Raw genomic sequence first — 25,531 nt, 5'->3', positions numbered from 1 at the left:
TTATAAGATAAAAGATCACCTACAAATTTATAAGTGAATGAATAAAATAGTTTTTATCTTAATTATTTAGACTTTTTTGCTGGTCCAAATACAGATGCTTGGTGAAGGAATATCTTTCTAGGAGAGCTTGATGCAAGGACTTTGCCGCTTTGTGTTACAGCGTTAACAACCAGTGAGTGTTCACCTCTATTAATGCCTGTTAATTGGAATATATTCGATACTTGAGCAGGGGCTGTGATAACTCCATCGACTAATAATGTCATTAGCACGCCACGAGGTAGTTGAGGGCTGACGCTCACTGACACGGTAAATGCGCCGTTATTGTCACGCACAGTAGCTTCTTCTTGTGGAGAGGTTATCGAAATCGTGTAATTAATTGATGCTTCTGTTGTTGGAGTAACATTGATTTTTGTTGGGGTGTTAATCGTCATGTTATTTTGGGTGTTTTCATTTAATTCAACAGCTTCGGCATTATTTTTTTGTTCATCCGAGTAATGAACTTTGCCATTTTCATCTACCCAACGGTATACGGTAGCAACACTTTGGGCGCTCAATAATAGCAAACTAATAAGTATGATAAGGCGCATGATGCACTCCATAAAACGACAGTTTTAATAGAGTAGACGTTTTTATAAAAAAAATCAGCTTAAACTGATTTAGTTAAGCTGAATTGAAGCGGCACTGTTAGGTCGCTATTGTTTATTAAGGTGCAAGAAAACTATATGTATTGGCAGCAGTATTCTGAAATTTGATCTGTTCGAATACTAAAGCTCACATTTGGTGCAAGTTCAAATTGGCTTGCTTCAGCATATGCAACCCACTCTGTTTTACCCGGTAATAACACGTCAAATTTGCCGGAAATAACCTGCATTATTTCACCTTGAGCCGTTGAGAACTCATATTCACCAGGCAATACAACGCCAAAAGTTTGTTTACTACCATCAGCTAATACTACGCTTCTGCTTATCACTTTACCGTTAAAATACACATTGGCTTTTTTAGCGACGCTTACCTGTTGTAACATACTCATATATTCTCCCTAAAAATGATCTTGGCATGAATCTATCTGCGTTTACGTAAAATATCTAGTTAAATGTTTTCATGTTGTATCACTAGCATCGCTTCGCTGCTAGAGACAGCTTCAGAAACGATAATAAGCGAACGCTGCGTGCAGTCTAGCACCTAGGCTCTTGGCTTGTTATCGCTCGTCACCGCTTGCATCTCAGGGATAGAGACAGCTTCGCTGCTAAGCTGTTGACTTTATAGCCTCTAGCCGCGGAGCGTACTAGGCCTTTCGCTTTTAGCCTGTATAGACAAGGCAACAAAAAGCCCAGATGCATGCATCTGGGCTTTTTAGGTCTCAATGAGTCGCAAATGTAATTTGCCACTCATTGATGGTAATTAACCGCGGTTATTACGCTTACGTTCGTTTTCAGTTAAGAATCTCTTACGAACACGGATGTTCTTAGGAGTTACTTCAACTAATTCATCATCATCGATGAATTCAAGAGCTTGCTCAAGCGTTAAGTTAATTGGTGTAGTCAATACTTGTGCTTCATCAGTACCAGATGCGCGCATGTTAGTTAGCTGTTTACCTTTCAAACAGTTTACTGTCAAATCGTTAGAGCGAGCATGAATACCCACTACTTGACCTTCATACACTTCAGCAGCGTGACCAATAAACATACGACCACGGTCTTGCAAAGCAAATAGAGCGAATGTTAGTGCTTTACCTGTTGCGTTTGAAATCAATACGCCGTTAGCACGTTGACCAATATCGCCACCTTTGTGTGGACCGTAGTGATCAAATGAATGATAAATTAGACCAGTACCAGATGTAGCAGTTAAGAATTCGGTTTGGAAACCAATTAAGCCACGGCTCGGGATAACGAAGTCGATACGTACTCGACCTTTACCATCAAGCTGCATGTCTTTCATTTCGCCTTTACGAACACCTAATTTTTCAATTACGGTACCTTGATGCTCTTCTTCAACGTCAACTGTTACAGTTTCGTATGGTTCATGTAGCTCACCATCGATTGTTTTTAGAATAACTTCTGGACGAGATACGGCTAATTCATAACCTTCACGACGCATGTTTTCAATTAAAATCGATAAGTGTAATTCACCACGACCTGATACGCGGAAACGGTCTGGACTTTCTGTTTCTTCAACGCGAAGTGCTACGTTGTGAACTAATTCAGTCTGTAAACGTTCAAGAATGTTACGTGAAGTAACGTACTTACCTTCTTTACCCGCGAACGGAGAAGTGTTTACTTGGAATGTCATCGTTAGCGTTGGTTCATCAACAGTTAACGGTGGCATAGCTTCTACTGCATTCACTGCACAGATAGTGTCAGAGATTTTAAGCTCGCCTAAACCTGTAATAGCAACGATATCACCAGCATTTGCAATTGGCACTTCTGTACGGTCAAGACCCATGTAACCTAATACTTGGCCCATTTTTCCGTTACGAGTCTTACCGTCAGCGCCAATAATAGTCACTTGTTGGTTAGTTTTAACGCTACCACGGGTAATACGGCCAATACCGATAACACCCACGTATGAGTTATAATCGATTTGAGAGATTTGCATTTGGAATGGCGCTTCAGCATCAGCGTCTGGGAAAGCAACTTTCTCAACGATAGTTTGGAATAGCGGCGTCATATCATCGCTCGCTACATCTGGATCTAACGTTGCAAAACCATTTAATGCCGAAGCGTAAACGATTGGGAAATCTAGTTGTTCGTCAGTGGCACCTAAGTTAACGAATAAATCGAATACTTGGTCAATAACCCAATCTGGACGAGCACTTGGACGGTCAATTTTGTTGATAACAACAATTGGCTTAAGGCCTTGAGCGAATGCTTTCTTGGTTACAAAGCGAGTTTGTGGCATTGGGCCATCAACTGCATCAACCAATAGTAATACTGAGTCAACCATAGATAGAACGCGTTCAACTTCACCACCGAAATCGGCGTGGCCAGGAGTATCTACGATATTAATACGGTAGTCGTTCCACTGGATGGCAGTGTTCTTTGCCAGAATGGTGATCCCACGTTCTTTTTCAAGATCGTTAGAATCCATAACCCGCTCAGTAGCTTCTCCACGAGATGCAAGGGTTCCTGACTGCGCCAACATTTTGTCAACCAGGGTTGTTTTGCCATGGTCAACGTGGGCAATAATGGCGATGTTACGTAAATTCTCTAGCACGGATAAACCTCTAAACCAGCAAATAAAAAAAAAGGATCTAACAGTAGTTATAGATTATAGCTACTGTAAAAAAGCGTGCCATTCTACTTCACAGCAGCTTTTGTAGATAGGATTATTTTTGAACACTTGTAAATCTATTGCTTGCTATGCGTTAAAAAACAGCATAAAACGTATATATATTAAGCATAACCATGATGTAAGACAAAAATGTGACATTGGCTAAAACAGCAACATTAACATGACGCACCATTATGGACTTTTGCACCATGATGAAACATAGTGATGCACGAGGTTGGTGCAAGGTTATGATTTAGAAGATTTGGAAACTTTCTCATCTTCATAAAATCAATTAGTTAGCGATCTGGCATGAATATCGCTTTACTGCTGATAATTATGTAAAGATTCGTTTTCCAGGTGCATCATCTGGCGAATAGCAAGATTATTTAAGGGACAACCCTTTACCCTACCGGAGGCTTGAGAATGTCAGTTGAATCAGTTTTAAAACAACTTGTAGAGTTAGAAGTTAAGTTTGTAGACTTACGCTTTACCGACACTAAAGGTAAAGAGCAGCATGTTTCTATTCCTTCTCATCAAGTAGATGAAGATTTCTTTGAAGACGGCAAAATGTTTGACGGTTCTTCAATTGTGGGTTGGAAAGGCATTAATGAATCTGACATGGTGCTAATGCCAGATCCAACCACTTTCGTGTTAGACCCTTTCACTGAAGAAACAACAGCACTTATTCGTTGTGACATTTTAGAGCCTGGTACTATGACAGGTTATGACCGTGACCCACGTTCTATTGCTAAGAAAGCTGAAGCTTACCTAATTTCTACTGGTATTGCTGACACAGTATTGATTGGTCCAGAGCCAGAGTTCTTCTTATTTGACGATGTCCGTTTTGGTACTGACATGTCAGGTTGTTTCGTGAAGATTGACGCAAAAGAAGCATCATGGAACTCAGCTAAGAGCTATGAAGAAGGTAACACTGGTCACCGTCCAATGGTGAAAGGTGGTTATTTCCCAGTTGCACCAGTTGATTCTTCACAAGATTTACGTTCGGCAATGTGTTTAGTACTTGAAGAAATGGGTCAAGTAGTTGAAGCGCATCACCACGAAGTAGCAACAGCGGGTCAAAACGAAATCGCAACACGTTTCAATACGTTGACTAAGAAAGCTGATGAAATTCAAATTCTAAAATACGTTGTTCATAACATGGCACATGCTTATGGTAAAACAGCGACATTTATGCCAAAACCAATCGTTGGTGACAACGGTAGCGGCATGCACGTGCATCAGTCTTTAGCTAAAGACGGCGTTAACTTATTCGCAGGTGACAAGTATGCAGGTTTAAGTGACCTAGCGCTTTACTACATTGGCGGCATTATTAAGCATGCCCGTGCATTGAATGCGTTCACTAACCCAAGCACAAACTCTTACAAGCGTTTAGTGCCACATTTTGAAGCGCCAGTAATGCTTGCATATTCTGCACGTAACCGCAGTGCTTCAATTCGTATTCCAGTGGTACCAAGCCCTAAAGGCCGTCGTATCGAAGCGCGTTTCCCTGATCCACATGCAAACCCATATTTAGGTTTTGCTGCATTACTAATGGCTGGTCTTGATGGTATTCAAAACAAGATCCACCCAGGTGAAGCAATGGATAAAGATCTATATGACTTACCAGCTGAAGAAGCTGCTGAAATTCCACAGGTTGCGACGTCATTAGAAAACGCACTTGAAAATTTACAGGCTGACCATGAGTTCTTAACTAAAGGCGGTGTATTCAGCGAAGACTTTATTCAGTCTTATATCCAACTTAAAACGGCAGAAGCAGAACGTGTTGCACGTACTACTCACCCACTTGAGTTTGAAATGTATTACAGCTTGTAATTCTTGAGCGTAATTGCTTAAACAAGCAAGCCAATAGAAAACCCGATAATTGATTATCGGGTTTTTTTTGATCCCAAAGAGATAAAATTGTTACTAAGTTGTCATCGTTGTTGCTTTTGTAAACAGATGTGCCTAATGTGTTGCCCACAGAAAAATAAGTACCATTTGTAAGACTAAATGATTATCTGTTCAGTTATTACCAATGGTCGGAAGACACCTATTATTACGAGACTTATAACGACATGAAATTGTCTTTTCGCTATTTATTGTTAATAGCAATGACGTTGGTAGCTTTAGTACCGATTATTAGTTTGGCGATTTGGACCAGCAATAATGCGATAGATAATGAGTACCGTAACGTTCACGATAAGCACCTGTTGCTCGCTAAAAATCTTTCACAAGCATTAGATCGTTACAGCATTGATGCATTAGCTATATTTACTCGCGCAACAGACTCTGTGGTTCAGCAGCAAATAGCGCCGCAGTTTGTCGAGCTATTGAAAGATGTTGATGTTGAATCAATTGGTGAGTACAACACTGATGGTCAGTTAGTTAATGTATTATTTGGTCCGAAAAATCGCCAGCCATTGTCGCTTGTTACGACTGAAAATCCCTTTAATTTAAGTCAACTGGCGGTGAGTCAGTTCACCAAAGTGCATAAACAAGGCTTAGCCAAACCCACGTTATATATCATTCGCCAAGACCACCTGCAGCGTATTTGGCTGGCAGTGATGAACCCTGAGTATATTTCTCAGCTTCAAAGCGCGGTTAAGTTTGGTAAGCAAGGCCATGCCGCGATTGTTGATCACCAGGGTAATGTGCTGGCTCATCCTAACCAACAATGGCAATTAACTAGCAAAAATTTAAGTCAGTTAAACATAGTCCAGCAAATGATGACGGGTCACAGTGGTGTGATGGAGTTTTATTCACCCGCAGTACTACAAAATATGATTGCAGCTTATGCAACGGTAGCAACAACGGGTTGGGGGGTCATGATCCCACAACCCTTAAGTGAGCTGGTGGAGCGAGCTGAATCTGAGATTGAGATGATTTATTCGGTCGCATTTTTGTCTTTTCTAGTGTGTTTGTTGCTGAGTTGGTGGATGACAGGCCTTATTACACGACCTATTGCGATATTAACCGACAAGACCCGAGGTTTACCGCAACAACAGCATTATCCGCAATATTTGCCCAAACAAACTATTGAAACTACAGAATTTGTCGCCTTATTTGATAGTTTTCAGCAAATGTCAGAAGAGGTGATCAACAGCCGTGAAGAGTTATCTCAACGTGTCAGAGATCGTACAGCTGATTTAGTGATAGCCAAAACTAAAGCGTTACATTTAGCTAATCATGATGTGGTTACTGGACTCGCTAATCGGTTGTCAATCAGGCAGGCTATTGAGCGTTTACTTGATAAGAAGCAGCCATTTTCTATCCTATTCATCGATCTTGATGGGTTCAAAGTCATTAATGATACTTACGGGCACGGCATTGGCGATGCTTTGTTAGTCAAAATTGGTCAACAGGTAAGTCATCGTTTGTTCCCGAGTGAAATTTTTGCCCGTTATGGTGGTGATGAGTTTGTGTTACTTTTACCTAATGATATAGACGGTGATACTGTTATGGCGACTGCCAGCAGTATTCTTGAACTGATCAAACAACCCTTTCAAATAGGCACATATTCTTTAACCATTAGTGCATGTATTGGTGCAGCCATTTATAAAGGTGTTGATAGCGATACAGATAGCTTAATCCATCGTGCAGATGTTGCGATGTATCAGGCTAAACATGCCGGAAAATCTCAGGTGATACTGGCTGATTAACATTTAAAAATAGGGAATAATGTTATTTTTTATTCGGCTGCAGGATATCTAAATTGATACATACAAGCTCATTTAATCATGGTCGTTTGTCGTGGCGTAAGCAGCAAGGTTTTAGCTTAATAGAACTTGTGGTAGTGATTATTATTTTAGGCATCCTTGCTGTTGTGGTTGCTCCAAAATTTATCGGTTTAAAAAGTAATGCTTGCGCGAGTAGTATGCAGGGCGTTGCAGCAGCAATTAATAGCGGTAAAATCTTGGTTTATTCTGCTTGCGTGATAAGTGCAGGTTGCGATGAAACAGCCCCTGGGACCAGTAATGGTTTGGGCAATAGTATTATGGTACAAGGCCAATCAGTAACGTTAGCTTACGGATATCCGCGTCATACTTCAGCTGGTATCGTTAGAATGATTAACATTGCCGACAACAGTGGCGGTGGTGAATTTAACATCACAACCTATGATGTTAATAATCGAAGCGGATTACGTATTCGTCCCAATGCAGATTATGCTGCCAATAAATGCGAAATTAGATATTCGCAACCACAGGCAGCAGGAGAGTCACCGTTAGTTGTTGTCGATATTGACGAGTGTTAAGTATTGTTATTCTTCGCTAGCATCACCTCAAGTTACCCTCTTTAGATAAATGCCATGTTAACTTTATGGCCTTTATTGTTTTGCGGCGCCCATTTGCTTGAAATATTTGTGATTAACGTAAATTTGTAGAGGAATTCACTCAGGAATATGATATTTATACCGTTAATCACTCACTAAAAAGCGATTTGTTTAATGGATAAAAAAGACCTCAAGCTATTAGAAATTTTACAACGTCAGGGCCGGATGGCTGTTTCTGAATTAGCCGATAAGGTTAATATGTCGGATACTCCTTGTTTACGACGAGTTAAAAAGCTTGAACAAGATAAAGTGATTTTAGGCTATGGTGCACAAGTTGATCCCTTTAAAGTGGGCTTAAATGTTGTTGTTTATACATCGATACGTTTAACGGAACATACTGATCAATCGACCGCGTTATTTGAATCAACCATGGCACAATTACCTCAAGTGATGGAATGCGCTGTGGTAACCGGAGCTTATGACTACATGCTCAAAATCGTCGCCAAAGACTTGGTTTCTTATGAACAATTTATCAAGAAATCGCTTGGCAACCTTAAGTTTGTCGCCAGCATTGAAACCACTGTGGTCTTGAAGCCAATCTTTAGCCGTACGGCTTTACCTGTGGACCAGTCGCCGATCGACTAAGCATAAATACACAGAATAGGCACATATAAATACCCAAAAGCAGCACCTAGGCCGTCATAGACTATGACTGCATAGGTTACCGCTAAGGGCGTTAGTTGACATGGGGAGGTAAGGTTTAACCTTGTTCCATTGAGGCTATAAACTTGTTCGATTCGGCAATCGATTTGTTCATTTCTTTAATCAAGCTAGAGATATCTGTCTGTAAATTGGCAAACTCACCTTTAATGGCACCAATAGCCTGCGCATTTAGGTTATGTTTTAAATACAGCATATTATCTTTCATTGCGGTTAAAATGGGTGGCATTTTAGCTTCTGCACGGCGCATACTTCTGACTAGCGTTTTATATGAACGTTTGGTTTCATTGAGCTTGCTGGTGCTGTTACGGCGTAAACTGGCTTTGCTGATTTCTTCGATTTCAGTTTGCCATTCATCAAATAAAGCATCCGCGACATCTTCGACTTTTTCGATGCGGTGACTAACTTCATCAGCAGCAGATTGAGCAGACTCATATTCATCTTTAGCTTTGTTATAAGCATCTTCTAAATCGCCACCATCAAATGCCAAAAGCGCCTGCATTTCTTCCAATGCAGAGCTAAATTGCTCTTGAGCTTCTTCTTGCGACTCTTTTGCTTGTTGCACTCTATCGACCATAATGTCGCGTTTGTGATAGCCGACTTTTTCCATTGCACCGTAATAGGCGCTTTGACAACCGCTCAACAGTAAACTGCTACTTAATAGTGCCAGTGATATCCATTTTTTCATCAATGTGTCTCTTTTATTGTGTGAGGCGAAAGGTACCTCGTTGAAGTTAACTACCTTGTGAGTTAACTGCCTGATTTAAATTTTGCTGCATCGATAATGCTCCATAAATGGAATAAACCACCGATAATGGCTGGGATGACCAACACAAAAAAGAAATAACAAACGGCAGTAATGCAGAAGAATAACAAAGCCGCTAATATACGCCCTTGCAAAAGCTGGCCTAGGCCTGGGAAAAATAAGCTCGCGACAGCTGCGAGTACATTACCCGCCGAACCTTGTTGTGACATCAATTTGCTCCATTATTCGATGACTATTATGTTATAACATTGTACGAAGTTAGTGACTGAATACAAATGTTATCTCCACTAACGTGGTATGAAATAAGGATTATTATGCCCAAAAAGTTTGATTACAGCCCTATTACGGCTTTTTTTAGTGGGATTTGGCAGTTTCTACTCCATCTCAAACAGCGGCTTGCTGAAGACCAAATCAATATACGAGCAGGTCATTTGGCCTATGTGACCTTGTTGTCACTGGTGCCTATGTTGGCTGTCACTATGTCGATGTTATCGGCCTTTCCGGTGTTTAAAGGTATTCGCGGCAATATCGAAGGCTTTATTTATAATAATTTTATACCTGCGGCGGGTGATACGGTACAAGTGCATATTAACGAATTTGTCGCTAATGCATCTAAAGGCACTTTTGTCGGTATTATCGCCTTAGTATTTGTTGCCATTATGCTGATTTCAGCTATCGACAAAGCATTGAATAATATTTGGCGGATTACCGAAAAACGCTCATACGTGGTGTCATTTTCGATGTACTGGATGGTGTTGACTCTGGGACCTGTTCTCATAGGTGCAAGCTTAGTAGCAACGTCCTATGTTGTGTCATTAGAGGTTGTGGCAGGTACTGAATTATCTGGATTAGTCCCATGGATTGTTGAACGTTTGCCGTTGATATTTTCTGCAGCATCGATATTACTGTTGTACATGGTAGTACCAAATAAGAAAGTGCATTTCTTGCATGCTTTATTAGGCGCAATTGTTGCTGCGGTATTATTTGAAGCAGGTAAAAAAGGTTTTGCGTTTTATGTCACTCAGTTTCCGAGTTATGAAGCTATTTATGGCGCTCTGGCAGTGGTGCCCATTTTGTTTGTATGGGTATATTTATCGTGGATGATTGTGTTGTTAGGGGCAGAAATTACTGCCGCTTTACCAGAGTATCTGGAGAGTTTGGCTGTTATAGCGGAAGATCTAAAAGCGGAAATATTTGCTGAGATGGAAGACGAGCATGTCAACAATGTGCATGATCCTATCGTGGTTGATAAATCGGTTCCGTCTGATAAATCATAACTATTACGAATGTATTTAATTGATTCCGTTACTGCCTGTTCCACAGGAGTGCGCGCCAATAACCTTAGCTAAACAAGGTCGCCATGTATTGGCGACCAATATTGTGGATCGAATAACGACTACTCAAAAACATATTTTAAGGCAGTTATGATTGCATTAATTCAACGAGTTAAACGTGCATCAGTGTCCGTAGACAATACAATAGTCGGCAAAATTGACCAAGGCTTGTTAGTATTACTAGGCATAGAGCGCGAAGATAATATTGAGAAAATGGTTAAGTTAGCTACAAAAGTCATTAATTATCGGGTGTTTAGTGATGAAGATGGCAAAATGAATCTTAATCTGGCTCAAGTCGGTGGGCAATTATTGGTGGTGTCACAATTTACCTTAGCTGCAGATACTGGCAAAGGCTTAAGACCCAGTTTTTCGTGCGCAGCAACCCCAGAACAAGCCGATCGTCTTTATCTGGCTTTTGTCGAGTATTGTCGCCAACAAGGGGTTATGACACAGACGGGGCAATTTGGTGCAGATATGCAGGTTGAGTTGGTTAATGATGGCCCTGTGACCTTTAATTTGCAGGTATAAGGCTATTGTCAGCTGAGGTTAACCAGTCATCATCGGAGGGATGCCGTTATGCTTGATATTTCATTCACAGAAGCGCAATCAGATGCCAAGGTAACAGCTTTACTGCAGACCTTGTGTGAAACTTGGCACAGTACGATTCCTGTTAGTCAATTTATGAACATTAAACCAGTGTTGTTTAATGGCGATAGCCTACAAGTCACAGCACCTTTAGGGCCCAACGTTAATTTACATCACACCATGTTTGCTGGCAGCATTTATACTTTAATGACGTTAACCGGCTGGGGAATGGTGTGGTTACAACAGCAATTGTCACAGGCTCACGGTGATATCGTGTTAGCTGATGCAAAAGTCAGATATTTAAAACCGGTGACTAAACAGCCTTATGCCAAAGTTATTTGGCCCTATACTGATTTGAATCCATTAAACCGAGGCCGACGAGTAAAAATCACTTTAGAAGTGGCGTTATATTGTGATGACATTATGTGTGCTACGTTTACCGGGCAATTTGTGTCTTTACCGCCAAAAAATATTAGCGTTGATTAAAATATGCGCGTTGAACAAGTAAATATATTTCGATTTTATCGAATATAATTGCAAAATTATTGCGCTATTATTCTTTTTTATAGGCAAATATACTAACTGCATTGGTCAGGCACATAGCATATGACCCAACAAACATATGGGTGAGACTTAACAATGGCAAAAGTACTAATTTTAAAATCAAGCATTCTAGGCAGTTATTCACAGTCTTCAGCATTAGTTGATTATTTACATCAACAATGGAGCAGTAAAGTTGCGCAAATTACAGTGCGTGATTTAGGTGAAAATACATTACCAATGTTAGATGGTGAGCTAGCTTCAGGTTTACGCGGCGGTGATAATCTTTCTGAACGTCAATTATCTGCACTCGCGCTATCGGATGAATTAGTCGCTGAAATTAAAGCTCATGACACCATTATTATCGCTGCGCCGATGTACAACTTTGGTATACCGACAACGTTAAAAAATTGGATCGATTTGATCGCCCGTGCCGGTGTGACGTTTACTTACACCGATATCGGAGCGGTTGGTTTAATCGAAGGTAAGCGTGCCATTATTGTGACTACTCGTGGTGGAGCGCATAAAGGAGGCCCTACAGACCATGTGGTACCTTACTTAACAACTGTGTTGGGCTTTATTGGGATTAACGACGTTGAAACCATTTATGCAGAAGCATTAAATATGGGTCCTGATGCAGCAGAAACAGGCATTAGCCAAGCTAAGCTTGCTATCGATGCAATAACACTTTAATAAATACAGCGGCTTAAGTTAAGTCGCTGGTTTGAAAACTAAACGTTTAATGCACCTTTGATATTTAAAGGAGCATTAAGCGTTTTTTATTTTGTGATTTTTTGTCATTTTGTTGATCAACAACATAATTTGCCACGTATAAACCTCATTATCAGTATCTAGTTTGATGCCAACTTTACTTTTCAAAATGTAGATTCATTACCAAAAGCCCTCAAGCTTATCGTTGAAAAGCCGTCATATTGTTGTTTCTATTTTATGAAAATAAACAAAATTGTCATCGCGTCAGCTTTAATTCTGCTCGCTGTGAGTCTTGTTCCTATATTGATGTTGATTAATCAATGGGATTCAGGTTCGCAGAGCTATGGAATTACCACTAGTGATAGCCAACAGATTCATTTTCGGTGGCAAGACGTTAATCAACAAGTTCACCAGTACCCTGCGTCCGCGGGAACGTATACCTATTTATTTTTGGGCTTTTTGTCGTGCTCAGAAATTTGTCCAATACGTATTGAGCAATTAAATCAACTTGAACAACGCATAGAGCAGGATGCTTCGTTTAATAAAGCTGAGGTTCAATTTCTATTTGTGACTATTGACCCTGATAACGACACATTAGCCTTGCGCCAAGCGGTGATCGATGCACGCTCTACGCGTTTTGTCAGTGCGTCATTGTCCAAGTCAGGTTTACATCAACTTGAATTGCGCTTATCGGACAATATCAATCGGCAACTCGCCACCATCAATCATGTTGGCAATCTATTTTTGTTGAACCCAAATGGACAAATCGAACGTATTTATACGGCTAAACAACTTTCAATATCCAAGATGTTGATTGATCTTAACCATATTATTTCATCTCAACTTTAGGTTTAAATATATGAATGATGCTCAAACTGTAACATTACTCAAAAAACATGATTTATATATCTATCGGTTGTTGATGTTGCAGGCCCCATTATTAGTCGTCAGTGGATTTTTTGGTGCCCAAATGCTGACATTTAGTATTACTGCAGCGATAGCTATTTTAGTTATAGTACAGTTGAGTTACAGCTTGCTGAAAGGGACTGAGTTATTTGCGATAGTTGGTGCAGTAATTATGATGACGGTGTCAGGATTACTGATTCAAAGCCAAATGGGTATGATTGAAATGCACTTTCATATCTTTGCCACCATGGGCGTATTTCTTATTTATTTACGCTGGCAGCCGTTATTGGCTGCTTTGTTGACGGTGGCAATACACCATATTCTTATGACCTATATTCAATTGCAAGATATTGAAGTATTAGGTACACAGTTAATGATTTTTGCCGGTAATTGTAACTGGACCATAATGTTAGTTCATGCTTTGTTTGCTGCGATTGAAACCTTTATTCTTATTCGTATTGCCTTGTTTATGCGTACTGATTCACTGGCCAATCAACGTATTGCTGGTGCAATTCAACATATTTCACAGCATAAAGATTTATCGATTCGGTTACCTTCAGCCGATACTCAGGCAGAAATGTCCTTTAATTTGATGCTGGAAGAGTTGTCGCAATTGTTTAACGACTATCGCGATATTGCTGTGAAAATGGCAAGTACTTCCGACAATTTAATGAGCCTGAGCGATCAAACCCAGCAAGCAGTACAACAGCAAAATGATCAAGCTAGAATGATTGCCGAGTCGACTCAAGATGTGATCGACAATTTTCAACAAATGGCCCATGACACTCAAATATCAGCGGATCAGGCCAAAGAAGGGGCTACCTCAAGTCTTGGTGATAGCCAAAGCGCACTAAGCATTATGAAAGACATGCAGGCGCTAGAAACTAATATGATAGAAGTGGCAGAATCAATGACCGATTTAACCACGGATATTAGTGCTATCACCACATTGCTACAGGCTATTCGTAGTATTTCAGATCAAACTAACTTACTGGCGTTAAATGCGGCGATTGAAGCGGCTAGAGCGGGTGAGAGTGGTCGAGGTTTTGCGGTGGTGGCAGATGAAGTTCGCACTTTAGCAAAGCGTACCAGTCAATCGACCGATGGCATTGAAAAAGTATTGAGTCGTTTGAATATCAGCATGCTAAAAACCGTTGAATCAATGGATCAAGGCAAACAGCGTACGACGCAAAATGTATTTCATACCAGTGGCATAGCCAAAGGGCTTGAGCAACGTTCAGCCCAAATTGGTCAAGTGGCGACCTTGAGCCACAATGTGGCAAATGGTACACAACAACAAGCAGATAGATTGACTCAAATAGGATCGGAGATTTTGGACAACGCTCAAGCAGTTGTACTGTTATCGGCACAAGTTCAAAAGCTGGCTGGTGGCGCGGTAGAAATGAAACAGATTACTCAAGACTATCAAACCAAAGCTGCGGCTTACAAGGTGTAAAAAAATACAGGCGAAAGCATCGCTTTCGCCTGTTTTATTTGGCTGCTAAGTTGGGACGATGCTCTTATGCAATTAACGCCAACGTTTAAAAATTAATGAAGTATTAATGCCACCAAAGGCAAAGTTGTTACTCATAATGTAGTCGGTGTCGATATGACGAATATCGTCTTTAATATAATCCAGCGGGGCGCATTCAGGGTCAACATCATTAAGATTGAGTGTTGGTACAAACCAGCCTTCATTCATCATGTTAATACTGCTCCATGCTTCCAATGAACCACAAGCGCCTAGGGTATGACCGGTATAACTCTTTAATGAAGAGATGGGCGTTTCTGCACCAAATACTGCGTGAGTCGCGGCAGTTTCTGCTATATCACCGCGATCGGTTGCGGTGCCATGAGCACTGATATAACCGATGTCTTGCGCCGATAATTGGGCATCTTTTAAGGCTAAACGAATCGCCACTTCCATGGTGTTAGCATTGGGTTGAGTGACGTGTTGGCCATCTGAATTGGTGCCAAAACCAACCAACTCAGCATAAATATTAGCACCACGGGCTTGAGCATGTTCAAGCTCTTCTAATATCAAAGTACAAGCACCTTCACCGATAACCAAACCATCGCGGTTCTTGTCAAATGGGCGCGGCGTTAGCTCTGGAGTATCATTTTTGGTGCTGGTGGCATACAAAGTATCAAACACAACCGCCTCGGTAGGGCAAAGCTCTTCACCGCCGCCCGCGAGCATAATGGTTTGCATGCCATATTTAATCGCTTCATAAGCATAGCCAATGCCTTGACTAGCAGAAGTGCACGCACTGCTTGTGGTGTGAATACGGCCTTGTAGGCCAAAGAACACCCCAATATTAACTGCGGTAGTGTGGGCCATCATACGGATATAACTGGTGGCGGTTAACCCCGACATTTCGCCAGTTTTTAACATGTCGCCAAAGCCCATAATCGGATCGGTACTGCCTGTAGATGAGCCGTAGGCCACGCCAGCTAGACCGGAGTTTAGGATGGGATCGTTCAACAAACCTGCATCTTCAAGCGCTAATTCACTGGCACGTGTCGCCATCATGGATACTCGCCCCATAGAGCGGATCTTTTTACGTGAATAATGGGTGGGCAGAGAAAAATCAGTCACTGGAGCTGCCAGTCGAGTATTTAGACCTGGGTAGCGATCCCATTCATCCATGCGAATAACGCAGTTATGTTTGGCTAATAGTCTAGCTTTAATTTGTTGCCAGTCTTGGCCTAATGCGGAAATTCCGCCCATGCCGGTAACGACTACACGCTTCATATCATGCCTCCGTTAACGGAGATCACTTGGCGAGTTATGTAGGCGGCATCGTCTGATAATAAGAAATTTGCAAGACCTGCAATTTCACTGGGTTTGCCCATGCGTTTCATCGGTACTATTTGATTGACAATATCGGTTGAAATATCGGTGACCATATCGGTTTCAATTAACCCCGGTGCGATACAATTGACGGTGATTTTTCGCTTAGCTAACTCAAGCGACAATGCTTTAGTGGCGCCAATAATTCCCGCTTTTGAGGCGCTGTAGTTCACCTGGCCACGATTACCTGCAATGCCTGACACCGAGGCTAGGGTGATAATACGTCCACCTTTACGTGCTTGTACCATTGGCATAACTGTAGGGTGGATAACATTATAAAAACCATCAAGGTTAGTGTGGATCACACTGTCCCATTCATCTTCGGTCATCGCAGGGAAGGCGGTATCGCGATTAATACCCGCATTAAGAATCACGCCATAATAGGCACCATTTTCGGCAATGTCCGTTTCGATAGCAAGCTTAACCGCTTGGCGATCGGCAATATCAAATTGCAGTAAACTAACTTGCACACCAAGATCTAATAAGGTTTTTTGTACTTGGGCTGCGGCAGCATAATTGCTGTGAAAATGCAGTGCAATATCAAAACCATTCTCGGCTAATTTAATTGCGATGGCTTTGCCTATTCCTCGGCTGGAACCGGTAACTAATACTCTATTATTCAAAATGTCTCTCCGTGATTGATTCGAGGAACTCCAATGGGGTGTCAAAAGGTTTGTTGATCATGCTTAACCGTCGGCTTGGCTTTCATCAATATAGGCTTGGGTGTCTTGTGGTTGGAATACATTGACATTGGCCGCAGCCACTAACGTCTGGTGATGATAAATTTGGCAATCAAATACCGCTAATCCAGACTCTTCCTGATACAGCCGAGTGACCTGAGTGCGATAAGACTCACCCAAGGTAAATGTGTCGATATGCATTTGCAGTTTGCGGGTGCCGAGTAAAAAACCGACTCGGATATCATCGTCGCGCAGTAAGGCTTCAACACCCGCTAACGCAGCAATACTTTGGGCCATATACTCGATGCCAACGTAATTTGGCACGCCATTGAGTTGGACGTCGAAATAGGCACTATTAGGGCTAATATGGGTTGCGGTGATTAAGCAGTCTGGGCGATGTTCTAAGACATTATCAATTAAGATCATTGGTGCACGGTGTGGAATAAAAGTACTTATATCTTGCGCTAACATCGCCGGCGTTGCAGTGGCTATTGACATGAAACTAGGCATCCTTTCGACAAAAAATCAGGCTGGCATTACTGCCGCCAAAGGCAAATGAATTACTCATAATAAAATTGAGCTGATTAAGGCTAGAATTATTGTTGGCGCTAATGAGAGCGATATTAGGGTCATTAGCATCTTGCTGCCCATCCCAGATATGCGGTGGCAAACGCTTATCATGGTTAAGTGGGCTTAATAATAAATAGCAAAAGGCAGCTTCAATCGCCCCTGCAGCACCTAAAGTATGGCCTGTGAGCGGTTTGGTTGAGCTGCAGGCTGGTAGTGAATGGCCAAACACTGCAGTGACCGCACGTGATTCCATGGCATCATTTTTGGGTGTGGCTGTGCCGTGGAGGTTGAGATAATCGATTTGTTCGGCAGTAATGTTGGCTTCTGTTAGGGCTTGTTGTATGGCGGCAATAGCGCCTAATCCTTGCGGGTGTGGTGCTGAAATATGGTGTGCATCGGCAGACTCGCCGATCCCAGCCAACATGACGTCACTTTGGCCACGTTCTAAGGTAAATAAGGCTGCCCCTTCACCAATATTAATCCCATCACGATGGCGACTAAACGGATTGCAATGGCCTTTGGATACCGATTCTAATGCGGCAAAGCCATTAACGGTTAACTGACACAAGCTGTCTACCCCCCCCACAATTACCATATCGCACATATTCGCATTGAGTAACCGCTGGGCACTGGCAAATACTTTGGCACTCGATGAACACGCTGTAGATACGGTATAACAAGGGCCTGACAGTTCAAACAACTGTTTTAAATAATCACTGGGGCTACCCAGTTCCTGCTGCGAGTAATGGTAACTCGGGGGAAAATTGCCATGTTCAAGCTGATATTTTAATGCCGCTTCGCCTTTGGAAATGCCAGAGGTGCTGGTGCCTAATACCACCCCTATCCTCTCCGATCCAAAACGCTGCTTAGCTTGCTCTATTGCGGGCACAAGTTGCTGGGCGGCAGTGTTTAATAAACGATTATTACGGCAAGCAAATAAACTCAGATGATCGGCAATTTCTATTAACCGTTTGTCATCGACGCAACCGACTAATGTAGGCGCATCGAACAATAAATTATCGCGCCATTGCATAGCACTGATATCACCGCTAATGAGACGCGGCAGCACCTCTTCTGGCGAGTTGCCCAGAGGTGTACACAATCCGATGTGAGTTATTGCTATGCGACTGTTCATGTTTAGTTTGATGGCCTATTTATCTCGGTTTATTGGATTATGCTGGAGCACTTGTTTATTAATCTGTTATTCAATCAGTTAGTTAATTAGTTAGTCAATTGGGTTTATTTGCATATGAATATCGGCGGCATCGATGTCGACATTCACTTGCGCTAACCACGGGTCGATATCGCTATACGTTATCGTGATTAAGGCTCCACTGGCATCAATAAGTTGCTTACATAACGGCATATCACATGCCATAGTGACTAATTCACCGCCGGTTAAATGTTGATTAACTTGCTCCGTTGGCCAGTAAATCAACTGCATTATTGCCATTAAATACTCTGCTTTAAATTGCTCACCTAATAACAGGCTTTGCTGACTTTGCAGGGTTTGGCCATCGTACACTAACGTGAATAATGCTTGCCCAAGTGGCGCTAATCCCACTAACGTCATCTGTAGGGAATTAAGCTCCAGCTGGGTTAATAACTCATGATTTTCTTGCCCATGGGTAAAGCTGACCATTTGGCTTAAGCTGATGTCTTGCTGCGGTGACGTTGTTAACAGCGCAGCGGCTGAGCTTAGGCAATATTGTGCTTCACTGGCGAGTGGGACACAAGTTTGCCGCTCGATTTGTTGGCTACAAGCACTTAATAGGCTTAGCAGTAATAGCGCCACCACGCGAAGCAATATTATCCCCGCAGAACGCCCCAGCAGATTAAGCAACATTGGGCTTTGGCTCCTGACATAATTCAACAATGGTATTGAGGCGTCGTTCGGACTCTTTTACAAATGGGTTGCTCATGTCCCAAGCGTAGCCTGCTAAAATTGAGCAGATCATTTGTTTAATCTTGTTGTCAGCTTGCTGATAGAAAATGACATCTTGAAAGCGTCCGTCATACCAAGCTTGGACATAGGTTCTAAAGGTGTTAACCCCTTGCATTAATGGCGCAGAGTATTCGCTATTCCAATCAACCGTTTGGCCATTAAGTTGCTTATTCAAACAGGCAACCGCCATTGATGCTGACTGCATTGCAATCGTCACCCCGGATGAAAATACTGGGTCAAGGAACTCGCCAGCATTACCCAGTAAAGCAAACTTATTGGTTGCTAAGGTGGTTACATTAGCCGAATAACCTTTGAGAGTGGCACAAGGCTGAACAATATTGGCATTACTCAGTAACTGCTGTAGCTCTGGCTCTTCATTAATCACCGCTAACAATTGTTGTTCAAGGCTACCGGATAAATGCTCGAGTAAATGCGGCTCAGCCACCACGCCAATTGAGCAACGGTTATTGCTAAAAGGGATTAACCAGTACCAGATATCCTTATGTTGAGGATGAACACTGATTAAGATCTTATTACGATCAAAATGGGCATCGCTGATGTTGTCTTCAATATGGGTGAAAATGGCGCTGCGTGGCGCTAAGTTTGATGGCTGCTCTAAGTTCAGTAACCGCGGTAATACTCGGCCAAAGCCGCTGGCATCGAGCACAAATTTAGCATTCACTTGATATTGTGCACCTCGGTCATTCGTTACCGTTAAGCGAGGATTATGAGTCAAATCAATCGCATCAACTTGATGACCAAAATGGATCTCAACCCCTTGACTGATAGCTGTGTCGGCTAGGAGTTTATCAAAATCTGCCCGTTGAACTTGAAACGTAGTCCCAGGGCCTGGGGTAAATTTATCGGTAAAGTCAAAGGTGGTGTAGCGCCCTTGGTGCTGAAATGCTGCACCATTTTTAAATTGAAATCCAGCCTGATTAACGGCGTCAAGCATGCCTGCTTGTTCGAGAAATTGCATACAACAAGGTAGTAAACTTTCGCCAATGGAAAAACGTGGAAAATGCTGTTTTTCAATAACAACAACCTGATGACCTTGTTGGCGTAAAAGGCTTGCGGCAATGGCACCAGAAGGGCCTGCGCCAATGATGGCAACGTCAACGTCCATGTTGCTGACTGTATGTGAATGACTAAATGGCATTTACAGTTTTCCTAGTAATAAATGAAATAAACGGTGCCAGTAAAAATGAAAAACTGATCCCAAAAAGAAGCGTTAAACCAAAAAAGTGAATGGCATGGGTTTGACTCAGCGCCAACAACCCAAAAGCCAATAGTGTTGAACAGGCTGACATAAAGATTGCCATCATCACTCCGCGGCTAGTGTGCTTGGCCTCGGCAAAAAATAGGCTGTAATCGATACCAATGCCTAACACTAAAATAAGCGCTAAGGCGTGAAACAAGCTAATGCTCGAGCCGACAAGGCCTAAACAGGCTAGCGTGAGCAGTACTGATAAAGCGGGGACTGCGACGATAGCGAATGCCAACTTAATACCGTATTTAATGCTAAAAATTAGGCTAGCTAAGGCAAATACCCACATTAATAGTTGTAATGTTAGTTGGCGATACTTGCCCATTAAATGGGATATATCACCGACCTTATCGATTAACCTCACTTGCCCTAAAGGCCATTTATGTTCAGTCAGCCGTTGCTCAAGAGAGGCTAACGAATGTATGCCACCGAGTAACACTATGGCGCCAAATTGCTGGGGTTTGTCTGTTGTTGGAATCGCACCAAGCCATAAGGTTTGTAAATCATCATTAGCTTTGGCTAGTACCATGGTTGGGGTTAACCATTTTGATTCGGCGTGATTAAGTTGTGCAATCATACTGGTGCTTATGCTGTCATCAAGGCCCATTTCGCTGATGATCTCGTCTAAATGTTGCCCATAAAGCTGCTGCTGTAACTGATAGTGTTGTTGTTGTTTGGCAATGCTAGGTATAAAGCGGCTGAGACTGATTGCTTGGTCTAATTCAGCATCAGTTATGGCTTTATCCAGTACTGGTGTCAATTGCTCTAATGTTTGTAATAAAGCTTGTTCACTGGGACCACTGACTAAAATAAATTGGTTGTCGGTGCCGCCGCTGAGCAGTTGCCTTAGTTGGTTCTCTTCGGTGGTGATGGCTTCAGGGCTTTGTTGCAGCTGACGTATATCATCGTTGGAATCCGTTTGTGACAAACCGAAAAACAATATTGTTGCCAAACCAATGAGCAAAGCCGCTATAGCTATTTTTTGCCACAATTTATTCGGGGTGAAAATACGTTGTAATAGCGCCAAATAACCTTGGGCAAGGGTTAATCCAGGCGTCGATTTAAGCGCATGGTTACCCAGTAATGGAAACACCAATAACAACGTTAGGTAGGTACCAATTAATCCAGCAGCACAAAAGACGGCCACTTGTTGCATTCCCGGAAATGGCGTAAAGCCAATGGCGATAAAGGCACTGGCACTGGTTGCAAGGGCGAGAGTGAGCGCCGGAAAAATCTGCTTTAAGGTGTCTGTTGCGTTGTTATTGGGATGAGCTTGTTTTTCGCAATAAAAGTGAAAGCTGTAATCTATGGCGACACCAATTAAGCTGGTACCAAACACTAGTGTCAGTAAGTGCAACTCACCGAAAATACTTAAGGTGGCGACAAACGCAAATACCACACCAGTTGTTAACGTCAGTAGTGCGGCAAATAACGGCATAATCGACCGAAAGGCCAACCAGACTAATAAGATAATCCCCAACATGGAAATGAATCCAATTCGGCTGATTTCTTGTTTGGCCGACTCAGTGGCGGCGATCGCATGAAAAAGCGCACCAGCCTTAAGAAAACTGACATCAGGGTAGTGCTGCGTCACTTGGCTAAACGCAGACTTTAATGCTTGTATTTGCTGTTGCTGAGCGGTCGGGCTAAACGCACTGTCGCGGCCTTTGGCCATGACAATTGCAGCCACACCCTGATTAGTATCGGTGAGTAAAATGCCTTGTTGGCTTCGCAGCGCACTATTAGGTGATAACGCCAGTAAGTTGGCCGGAAACATCAGTAATGGGTCATTGCTGAGCAATTGGCTGTTGGCAAAACCAAATGCGCTATAAAGTTGATTTTGGGCCACATTAAGCAGTTGGCGCCAATTATCTGTTTCAATCGCTTTAGCTTGCTCGGCGGTGAGTAGGGTAAAGCGATGTTCGAAATACACTTTAGCCAAGTCTTGCAGATGATCATCCGCGCCGCTACGAATGCGAATAAAGGGCTGTTGAGGCTGTTTATCTAGCACATCCATCAGTTGCTGTGCGGCACTGATAGCTTGGTTGTCATTATCGGCTTTTACTGCAATATACACTTGGTTTGCGAGTTGCTGTTCAACTCTGTTTAATGCTGTTTCAGTGAGTTTGTCTTGCTGTAAATGTGGCAACATCGCCAAAATATCAGTTTGAATATGCGCGCCCTGTTGCCATTGTATTAAGCCAGTGGCTAACATTGTCAGCAGCAAGATTACCCATAAGACAAAACGCCCAATGGGAGATAGCAACGCGGTTAGCGATATGGGCTGCATTATTTAGCTGACTCATTGCCAAGACTAAAAAGCGCCAGCTCAGTTTCACTCAGTGGCCCTTGTTGGGTCTGGGTAAATTGAATTTGGGTATAGTCGCGAACATTCGCTTGGTTACTGGTCATGATTAATGAACGTATAAGGGTATCGCCGCTGAGGGTAATGTTACCCATAGACGATTGCACTTGTGGGTCTTTAGCTTGTAAGCCCAGTTGCCATGACTTATCTGCGGGCTTAGTTGCAGGCTGAATTACGGACTGAGTTGCGAATTGAGCAGTAGGCATAAATAAGTTGAAATCGGCGCTTAAGGCATCAATATCGCCCGCCATAATGGCTTGTAATAAACGCGGTAATTGCTGTGCAATCGGGTTGCCATTAGCCTCAGCGCTAAAGTGTTGAATTTCGCCTTGGCTGTTTTGTTGGATCAACTGCTGATCTTTAAGCACCATCAAGGTATTGAACGGACGCTGCTGCTGCCATACCAACCCTTGCGTTGGACTAAATATAAACTGTCCTTGGCTGAGTAAGGGCTTTTTAAGCACCTGTAAATGGCGTAATTGAACAAACTGCCCACGAGTGTCAAGTTGTAGATTCAGTTGCTGCGCTAGCGCACTGAGGGCTTCTGTGCTGGCTGGTTGAGTATACAACGCCTGAATATCTGCCAATTGCGCTTGAGTAAGAGGTTCATTATTGCTTGCTGGTGGATGTTCGTTCGCCGAGGTGGCCGCAATACACAGGCAACACAGCATAATGATGCTGCTTACTCGCGCCAGTATGCTAGTAAATACGCTAGTAAATAAGCTCAAAAATACTCTGCTGCGGGCACTCATTACACTTGGCTCGCATCGAGTAATGGGCGAATTTTTTGTTGAAATATCTCAGGGGTAACAAAGCATAATTCTTGGGTAGCAATCTCAACTGCAGCTTGTATGGTATAGCCCTTAGTAATGCGTGCGTTGGTGTCGGCATCAACAATTTGATAGTTAATGCGTAAGCGGTTTTCCCATTCAACAATAGCGGCGATAACCTTGATTTTTTGGTCAAAGGTGCTGCTTTTAACGTACTTAATTTGCACATCCACAATCGGCCAAGCGTAGCCAGATTCAAGCATAGTGCGATAGTTGTAACCGAGCTTATCCAGTAATTGGCACCGCACAACCTCAAAGTAGCGTAAGTAATTACCGTGCCAAGTAATGCCCATCGAGTCGACATCGTGAAACGGGATCACCATTTCCATTTCTGTGAGTAATAAACCTTTCATTTAACACACCTCCCACAGGCCTAGTTGAATTTTGTCGACTGTTTGGCGTAGTACTGATTCTAATGGACGGTCTTCGGTAAGCAGTTCAAAATCTTCACTGACTTGAGCCAATGTGGTGGCAAGTGATGGTGTTAGTGAATTTGGATCTAACTCTTTCTGTATCACCCGTAGTTGAATGCCTTGGCTCATGGCCAATAATGCGGCGGCAGCCACTTGCTCTGTCAGTTGCAATATCCGCATGCAATCGCGGGCGGCAATGGTGCCCATGCTCACTTTGTCTTGATTGTGGCATTCCGTTGAGCGAGAAAACACACTGGCAGGCATGGTGTTTTTTAATGCTTCTGCAGTCCAAGCCGAAACACCGATTTGTACCGCTTTAAAACCATGGTTAATGGCGCGACGTTCGCCTTCTGCGGCAGATAAATTAGCCGGTAAACCATTGTTGAATTTAGGGTCCATGACTAAGGCCATTTGACGATCAATTAAGTCGGCGATATTGGCCACCGCATTTTTCATCGCATCCATGGCAAAGGCAATGTGGCCGCCATAAAAGTGACCGCCATGGAGGATATGTTCGCCCTCGGCATCGACAATCGGGTTGTCGTTAGCGCTATTGAGTTCGGTTTCAATAAACTGACGCATAAAAGGTAAAGCATCTTGCAGTACGCCAATGATGTGCGGTGCACAGCGAATGGAATAGCGGTCTTGTAAACGGTCAGAATTACGTGGATGCGCATGATGATTTAAGTCTTCGCGGATCCAACTGGCAATTTGGTTTTGTCCTGGATGGGGTTTGGCGGCAAACAAAATTTCATCAAAATGATTTGCGTTGCCTTTAAGCGTTAACGATGCCATGGCAGTAATACGGCTTGATAAGCGAGTTAAGTACTGCGATCGGTCATAGGCTAAACAGGCCAGTGCGGTCATCACTGCTGTGCCATTCATTAACGCGAGGCCTTCTTTAGGGCGCAGAGTTAATGGCATCATGCCGAATTTCAGATAAACATCTTTGGTCGCTTGGCGTTTACCTTGGTATATCACCTCACGTTCGCCAACTAATACAGCGGCAAGATAAGATAGTGGGGTTAAATCGCCGCTGGCGCCAACCGAACCTTCTTGAGGAATAACCGGGGTGATATCGTTATTTAATAGCCATTCGATGCGCTGTAGCAGCAGATAGCTGACCCCTGACTTACCCACAGCCAATGAGTTTAAGCGGCAAGCCATAATCGCGCGGGCTTGCATTGGGCTAAATACATCACCTAAACCACAACCATGAAAACGGGTTAAATGTAGTGGCAATTCATGGACTAAGTCTAAGCTGACATTGACTGTGCAGGAGTCGCCGTAACCTGTGGTGACGCCATATACTACGCCTTCTTCATGCAGCAAACTGTCGATGAAACGGGCGCCTTTTTGAATATATTCAACATAGTCTGCAGCATCTGCTAGTTTGACCGTTGCGCCTTTGGCGACAGCGACCACTTGTTCAAGGCTCAGGTAGCTTTGGCCTAAATGCACCGTGTTTTCGGCAGATGATGACGGTGAAGAAGTGTTGCTCATTG

The 25,531-nt window shown here is 42.8% G+C and carries 25 protein-coding genes; 10 read left to right on the top strand and 15 right to left on the bottom strand.

What is annotated here, in order from left to right; genetic code table 11:
* Positions 1-62 precede the first annotated feature (62 nt).
* The 3 genes from EGC86_RS17765 to typA form a co-directional block, all read right to left on the bottom strand.
* Positions 63-587 (bottom strand): DUF4124 domain-containing protein, encoded by a 525-nt coding sequence (locus EGC86_RS17765; RefSeq protein WP_123778427.1) that lies wholly within the window; start codon positions 585-587, stop codon positions 63-65.
* Between the two features lie 131 nt (positions 588-718).
* Complete coding sequence (gene ppnP / locus EGC86_RS17760; protein WP_011635813.1) at positions 719-1,030, bottom strand: pyrimidine/purine nucleoside phosphorylase; 312 nt, start codon at positions 1,028-1,030, stop codon at positions 719-721.
* Between the two features lie 371 nt (positions 1,031-1,401).
* Positions 1,402-3,213, bottom strand: coding sequence for a translational GTPase TypA (gene typA / locus EGC86_RS17755; RefSeq protein WP_011635814.1), 1,812 nt, complete (start codon positions 3,211-3,213; stop codon positions 1,402-1,404).
* Between the two features lie 480 nt (positions 3,214-3,693).
* Here typA and glnA point away from each other — a divergent pair, with 480 nt between their 5' ends.
* The 4 genes from glnA (at position 3,694) to EGC86_RS17735 (ending at position 8,185) form a co-directional block, all read left to right on the top strand.
* On the top strand, positions 3,694-5,103 hold the full coding sequence (gene glnA, locus EGC86_RS17750; protein WP_011635815.1) for a glutamate--ammonia ligase: 1,410 nt from the start codon (positions 3,694-3,696) through the stop codon (positions 5,101-5,103).
* A gap of 242 nt (positions 5,104-5,345) precedes the next feature.
* Positions 5,346-6,929 (top strand): sensor domain-containing diguanylate cyclase, encoded by a 1,584-nt coding sequence (locus EGC86_RS17745; RefSeq protein ID WP_123778426.1) that lies wholly within the window; start codon positions 5,346-5,348, stop codon positions 6,927-6,929.
* Positions 6,930-6,982: 53 nt separating this feature from the next.
* Positions 6,983-7,522, top strand: coding sequence for a type II secretion system protein (locus tag EGC86_RS21170; RefSeq protein WP_165872449.1), 540 nt, complete (start codon positions 6,983-6,985; stop codon positions 7,520-7,522).
* 192 nt (positions 7,523-7,714) lie between these two features.
* Positions 7,715-8,185: an Lrp/AsnC family transcriptional regulator gene (locus EGC86_RS17735; RefSeq protein ID WP_011635818.1), complete on the top strand. Its 471-nt coding sequence runs from the start codon at positions 7,715-7,717 to the stop codon at positions 8,183-8,185.
* 115 nt (positions 8,186-8,300) lie between these two features.
* On the opposite strand, the gene EGC86_RS17730 is transcribed toward EGC86_RS17735, so the two are convergent.
* Together EGC86_RS17730 and EGC86_RS17725 are read right to left on the bottom strand one after the other, a co-directional pair.
* The gene (locus EGC86_RS17730) at positions 8,301-8,948 is read right to left on the bottom strand and encodes a DUF2959 domain-containing protein (RefSeq protein WP_123778424.1); all 648 of its coding nucleotides are present in this window, start codon (positions 8,946-8,948) and stop codon (positions 8,301-8,303) included.
* A gap of 62 nt (positions 8,949-9,010) precedes the next feature.
* Positions 9,011-9,235 carry a hypothetical protein gene (locus tag EGC86_RS17725; RefSeq protein ID WP_011635820.1) on the bottom strand — a complete coding sequence of 75 codons (225 nt, stop codon included), beginning with the start codon at positions 9,233-9,235 and terminating at the stop codon, positions 9,011-9,013.
* A gap of 105 nt (positions 9,236-9,340) precedes the next feature.
* Between EGC86_RS17725 and EGC86_RS17720 the strand changes: the two genes are divergently transcribed.
* From EGC86_RS17720 to EGC86_RS17695, 6 genes are all read left to right on the top strand, one after another.
* On the top strand, positions 9,341-10,303 hold the full coding sequence (locus tag EGC86_RS17720) for a virulence factor BrkB family protein (protein WP_123778423.1): 963 nt from the start codon (positions 9,341-9,343) through the stop codon (positions 10,301-10,303).
* Between the two features lie 147 nt (positions 10,304-10,450).
* Positions 10,451-10,888, top strand: coding sequence for a D-aminoacyl-tRNA deacylase (dtd, locus tag EGC86_RS17715; protein ID WP_011635822.1), 438 nt, complete (start codon positions 10,451-10,453; stop codon positions 10,886-10,888).
* 48 nt (positions 10,889-10,936) lie between these two features.
* Complete coding sequence (locus tag EGC86_RS17710) at positions 10,937-11,431, top strand: thioesterase domain-containing protein (protein ID WP_123778422.1); 495 nt, start codon at positions 10,937-10,939, stop codon at positions 11,429-11,431.
* Positions 11,432-11,584: 153 nt separating this feature from the next.
* Positions 11,585-12,178 (top strand): FMN-dependent NADH-azoreductase, encoded by a 594-nt coding sequence (locus tag EGC86_RS17705; protein WP_123778421.1) that lies wholly within the window; start codon positions 11,585-11,587, stop codon positions 12,176-12,178.
* A gap of 255 nt (positions 12,179-12,433) precedes the next feature.
* The gene (locus EGC86_RS17700) at positions 12,434-13,045 is read left to right on the top strand and encodes an SCO family protein (RefSeq protein WP_123778420.1); all 612 of its coding nucleotides are present in this window, start codon (positions 12,434-12,436) and stop codon (positions 13,043-13,045) included.
* Positions 13,046-13,055: 10 nt separating this feature from the next.
* Positions 13,056-14,558 carry a methyl-accepting chemotaxis protein gene (locus EGC86_RS17695; RefSeq protein ID WP_123778419.1) on the top strand — a complete coding sequence of 501 codons (1,503 nt, stop codon included), beginning with the start codon at positions 13,056-13,058 and terminating at the stop codon, positions 14,556-14,558.
* 72 nt (positions 14,559-14,630) lie between these two features.
* Here the strand turns inward: EGC86_RS17695 and EGC86_RS17690 are convergent, their stop codons facing one another.
* The 10 genes from EGC86_RS17690 to EGC86_RS17645 form a co-directional block, all read right to left on the bottom strand.
* Positions 14,631-15,857, bottom strand: coding sequence for a beta-ketoacyl-ACP synthase (locus tag EGC86_RS17690; protein ID WP_123778418.1), 1,227 nt, complete (start codon positions 15,855-15,857; stop codon positions 14,631-14,633).
* On the bottom strand, positions 15,854-16,579 hold the full coding sequence (locus EGC86_RS17685; protein ID WP_123778417.1) for a 3-ketoacyl-ACP reductase FabG2: 726 nt from the start codon (positions 16,577-16,579) through the stop codon (positions 15,854-15,856). Before EGC86_RS17685 ends, EGC86_RS17690 begins: the two co-directional genes overlap by 4 nt.
* Positions 16,580-16,642: 63 nt before the next feature.
* Positions 16,643-17,134 (bottom strand): hotdog family protein, encoded by a 492-nt coding sequence (locus EGC86_RS17680; RefSeq protein ID WP_123778416.1) that lies wholly within the window; start codon positions 17,132-17,134, stop codon positions 16,643-16,645.
* A gap of 4 nt (positions 17,135-17,138) precedes the next feature.
* Positions 17,139-18,341: a beta-ketoacyl-[acyl-carrier-protein] synthase family protein gene (locus EGC86_RS17675; protein WP_123778415.1), complete on the bottom strand. Its 1,203-nt coding sequence runs from the start codon at positions 18,339-18,341 to the stop codon at positions 17,139-17,141.
* Between the two features lie 90 nt (positions 18,342-18,431).
* A complete protein-coding gene (locus EGC86_RS17670; RefSeq protein WP_123778414.1) occupies positions 18,432-19,052 on the bottom strand; it encodes a DUF3261 domain-containing protein in 621 nt (206 codons plus the stop codon).
* Positions 19,042-20,310 (bottom strand): NAD(P)/FAD-dependent oxidoreductase, encoded by a 1,269-nt coding sequence (locus EGC86_RS17665; RefSeq protein ID WP_123778413.1) that lies wholly within the window; start codon positions 20,308-20,310, stop codon positions 19,042-19,044. Before EGC86_RS17665 ends, EGC86_RS17670 begins: the two co-directional genes overlap by 11 nt.
* A complete protein-coding gene (locus EGC86_RS17660; RefSeq protein WP_123778412.1) occupies positions 20,300-22,708 on the bottom strand; it encodes an MMPL family transporter in 2,409 nt (802 codons plus the stop codon). Before EGC86_RS17660 ends, EGC86_RS17665 begins: the two co-directional genes overlap by 11 nt.
* Entirely contained in the window at positions 22,708-23,535 is an 828-nt protein-coding gene (locus EGC86_RS17655; RefSeq protein WP_123778411.1) for an outer membrane lipoprotein carrier protein LolA, read from the bottom strand. Before EGC86_RS17655 ends, EGC86_RS17660 begins: the two co-directional genes overlap by 1 nt.
* A complete protein-coding gene (locus EGC86_RS17650; RefSeq protein ID WP_123778410.1) occupies positions 23,535-23,966 on the bottom strand; it encodes an acyl-CoA thioesterase in 432 nt (143 codons plus the stop codon). The genes EGC86_RS17655 and EGC86_RS17650 overlap by 1 nt, the downstream gene beginning before the upstream one ends.
* Entirely contained in the window at positions 23,967-25,529 is a 1,563-nt protein-coding gene (locus EGC86_RS17645) for an HAL/PAL/TAL family ammonia-lyase (protein WP_123778409.1), read from the bottom strand. It lies immediately after the preceding gene.
* Between the last annotated feature and the right edge of the window lie 2 nt (positions 25,530-25,531).

Source organism: Shewanella frigidimarina, from assembly GCF_003797125.1.
In the GTDB taxonomy this organism is placed as follows: domain Bacteria; phylum Pseudomonadota; class Gammaproteobacteria; order Enterobacterales; family Shewanellaceae; genus Shewanella; species Shewanella frigidimarina.
The sequence above is the reverse complement of the archived record's forward strand: the minus strand, read 5'-3'. Positions and strand labels throughout refer to the sequence as shown.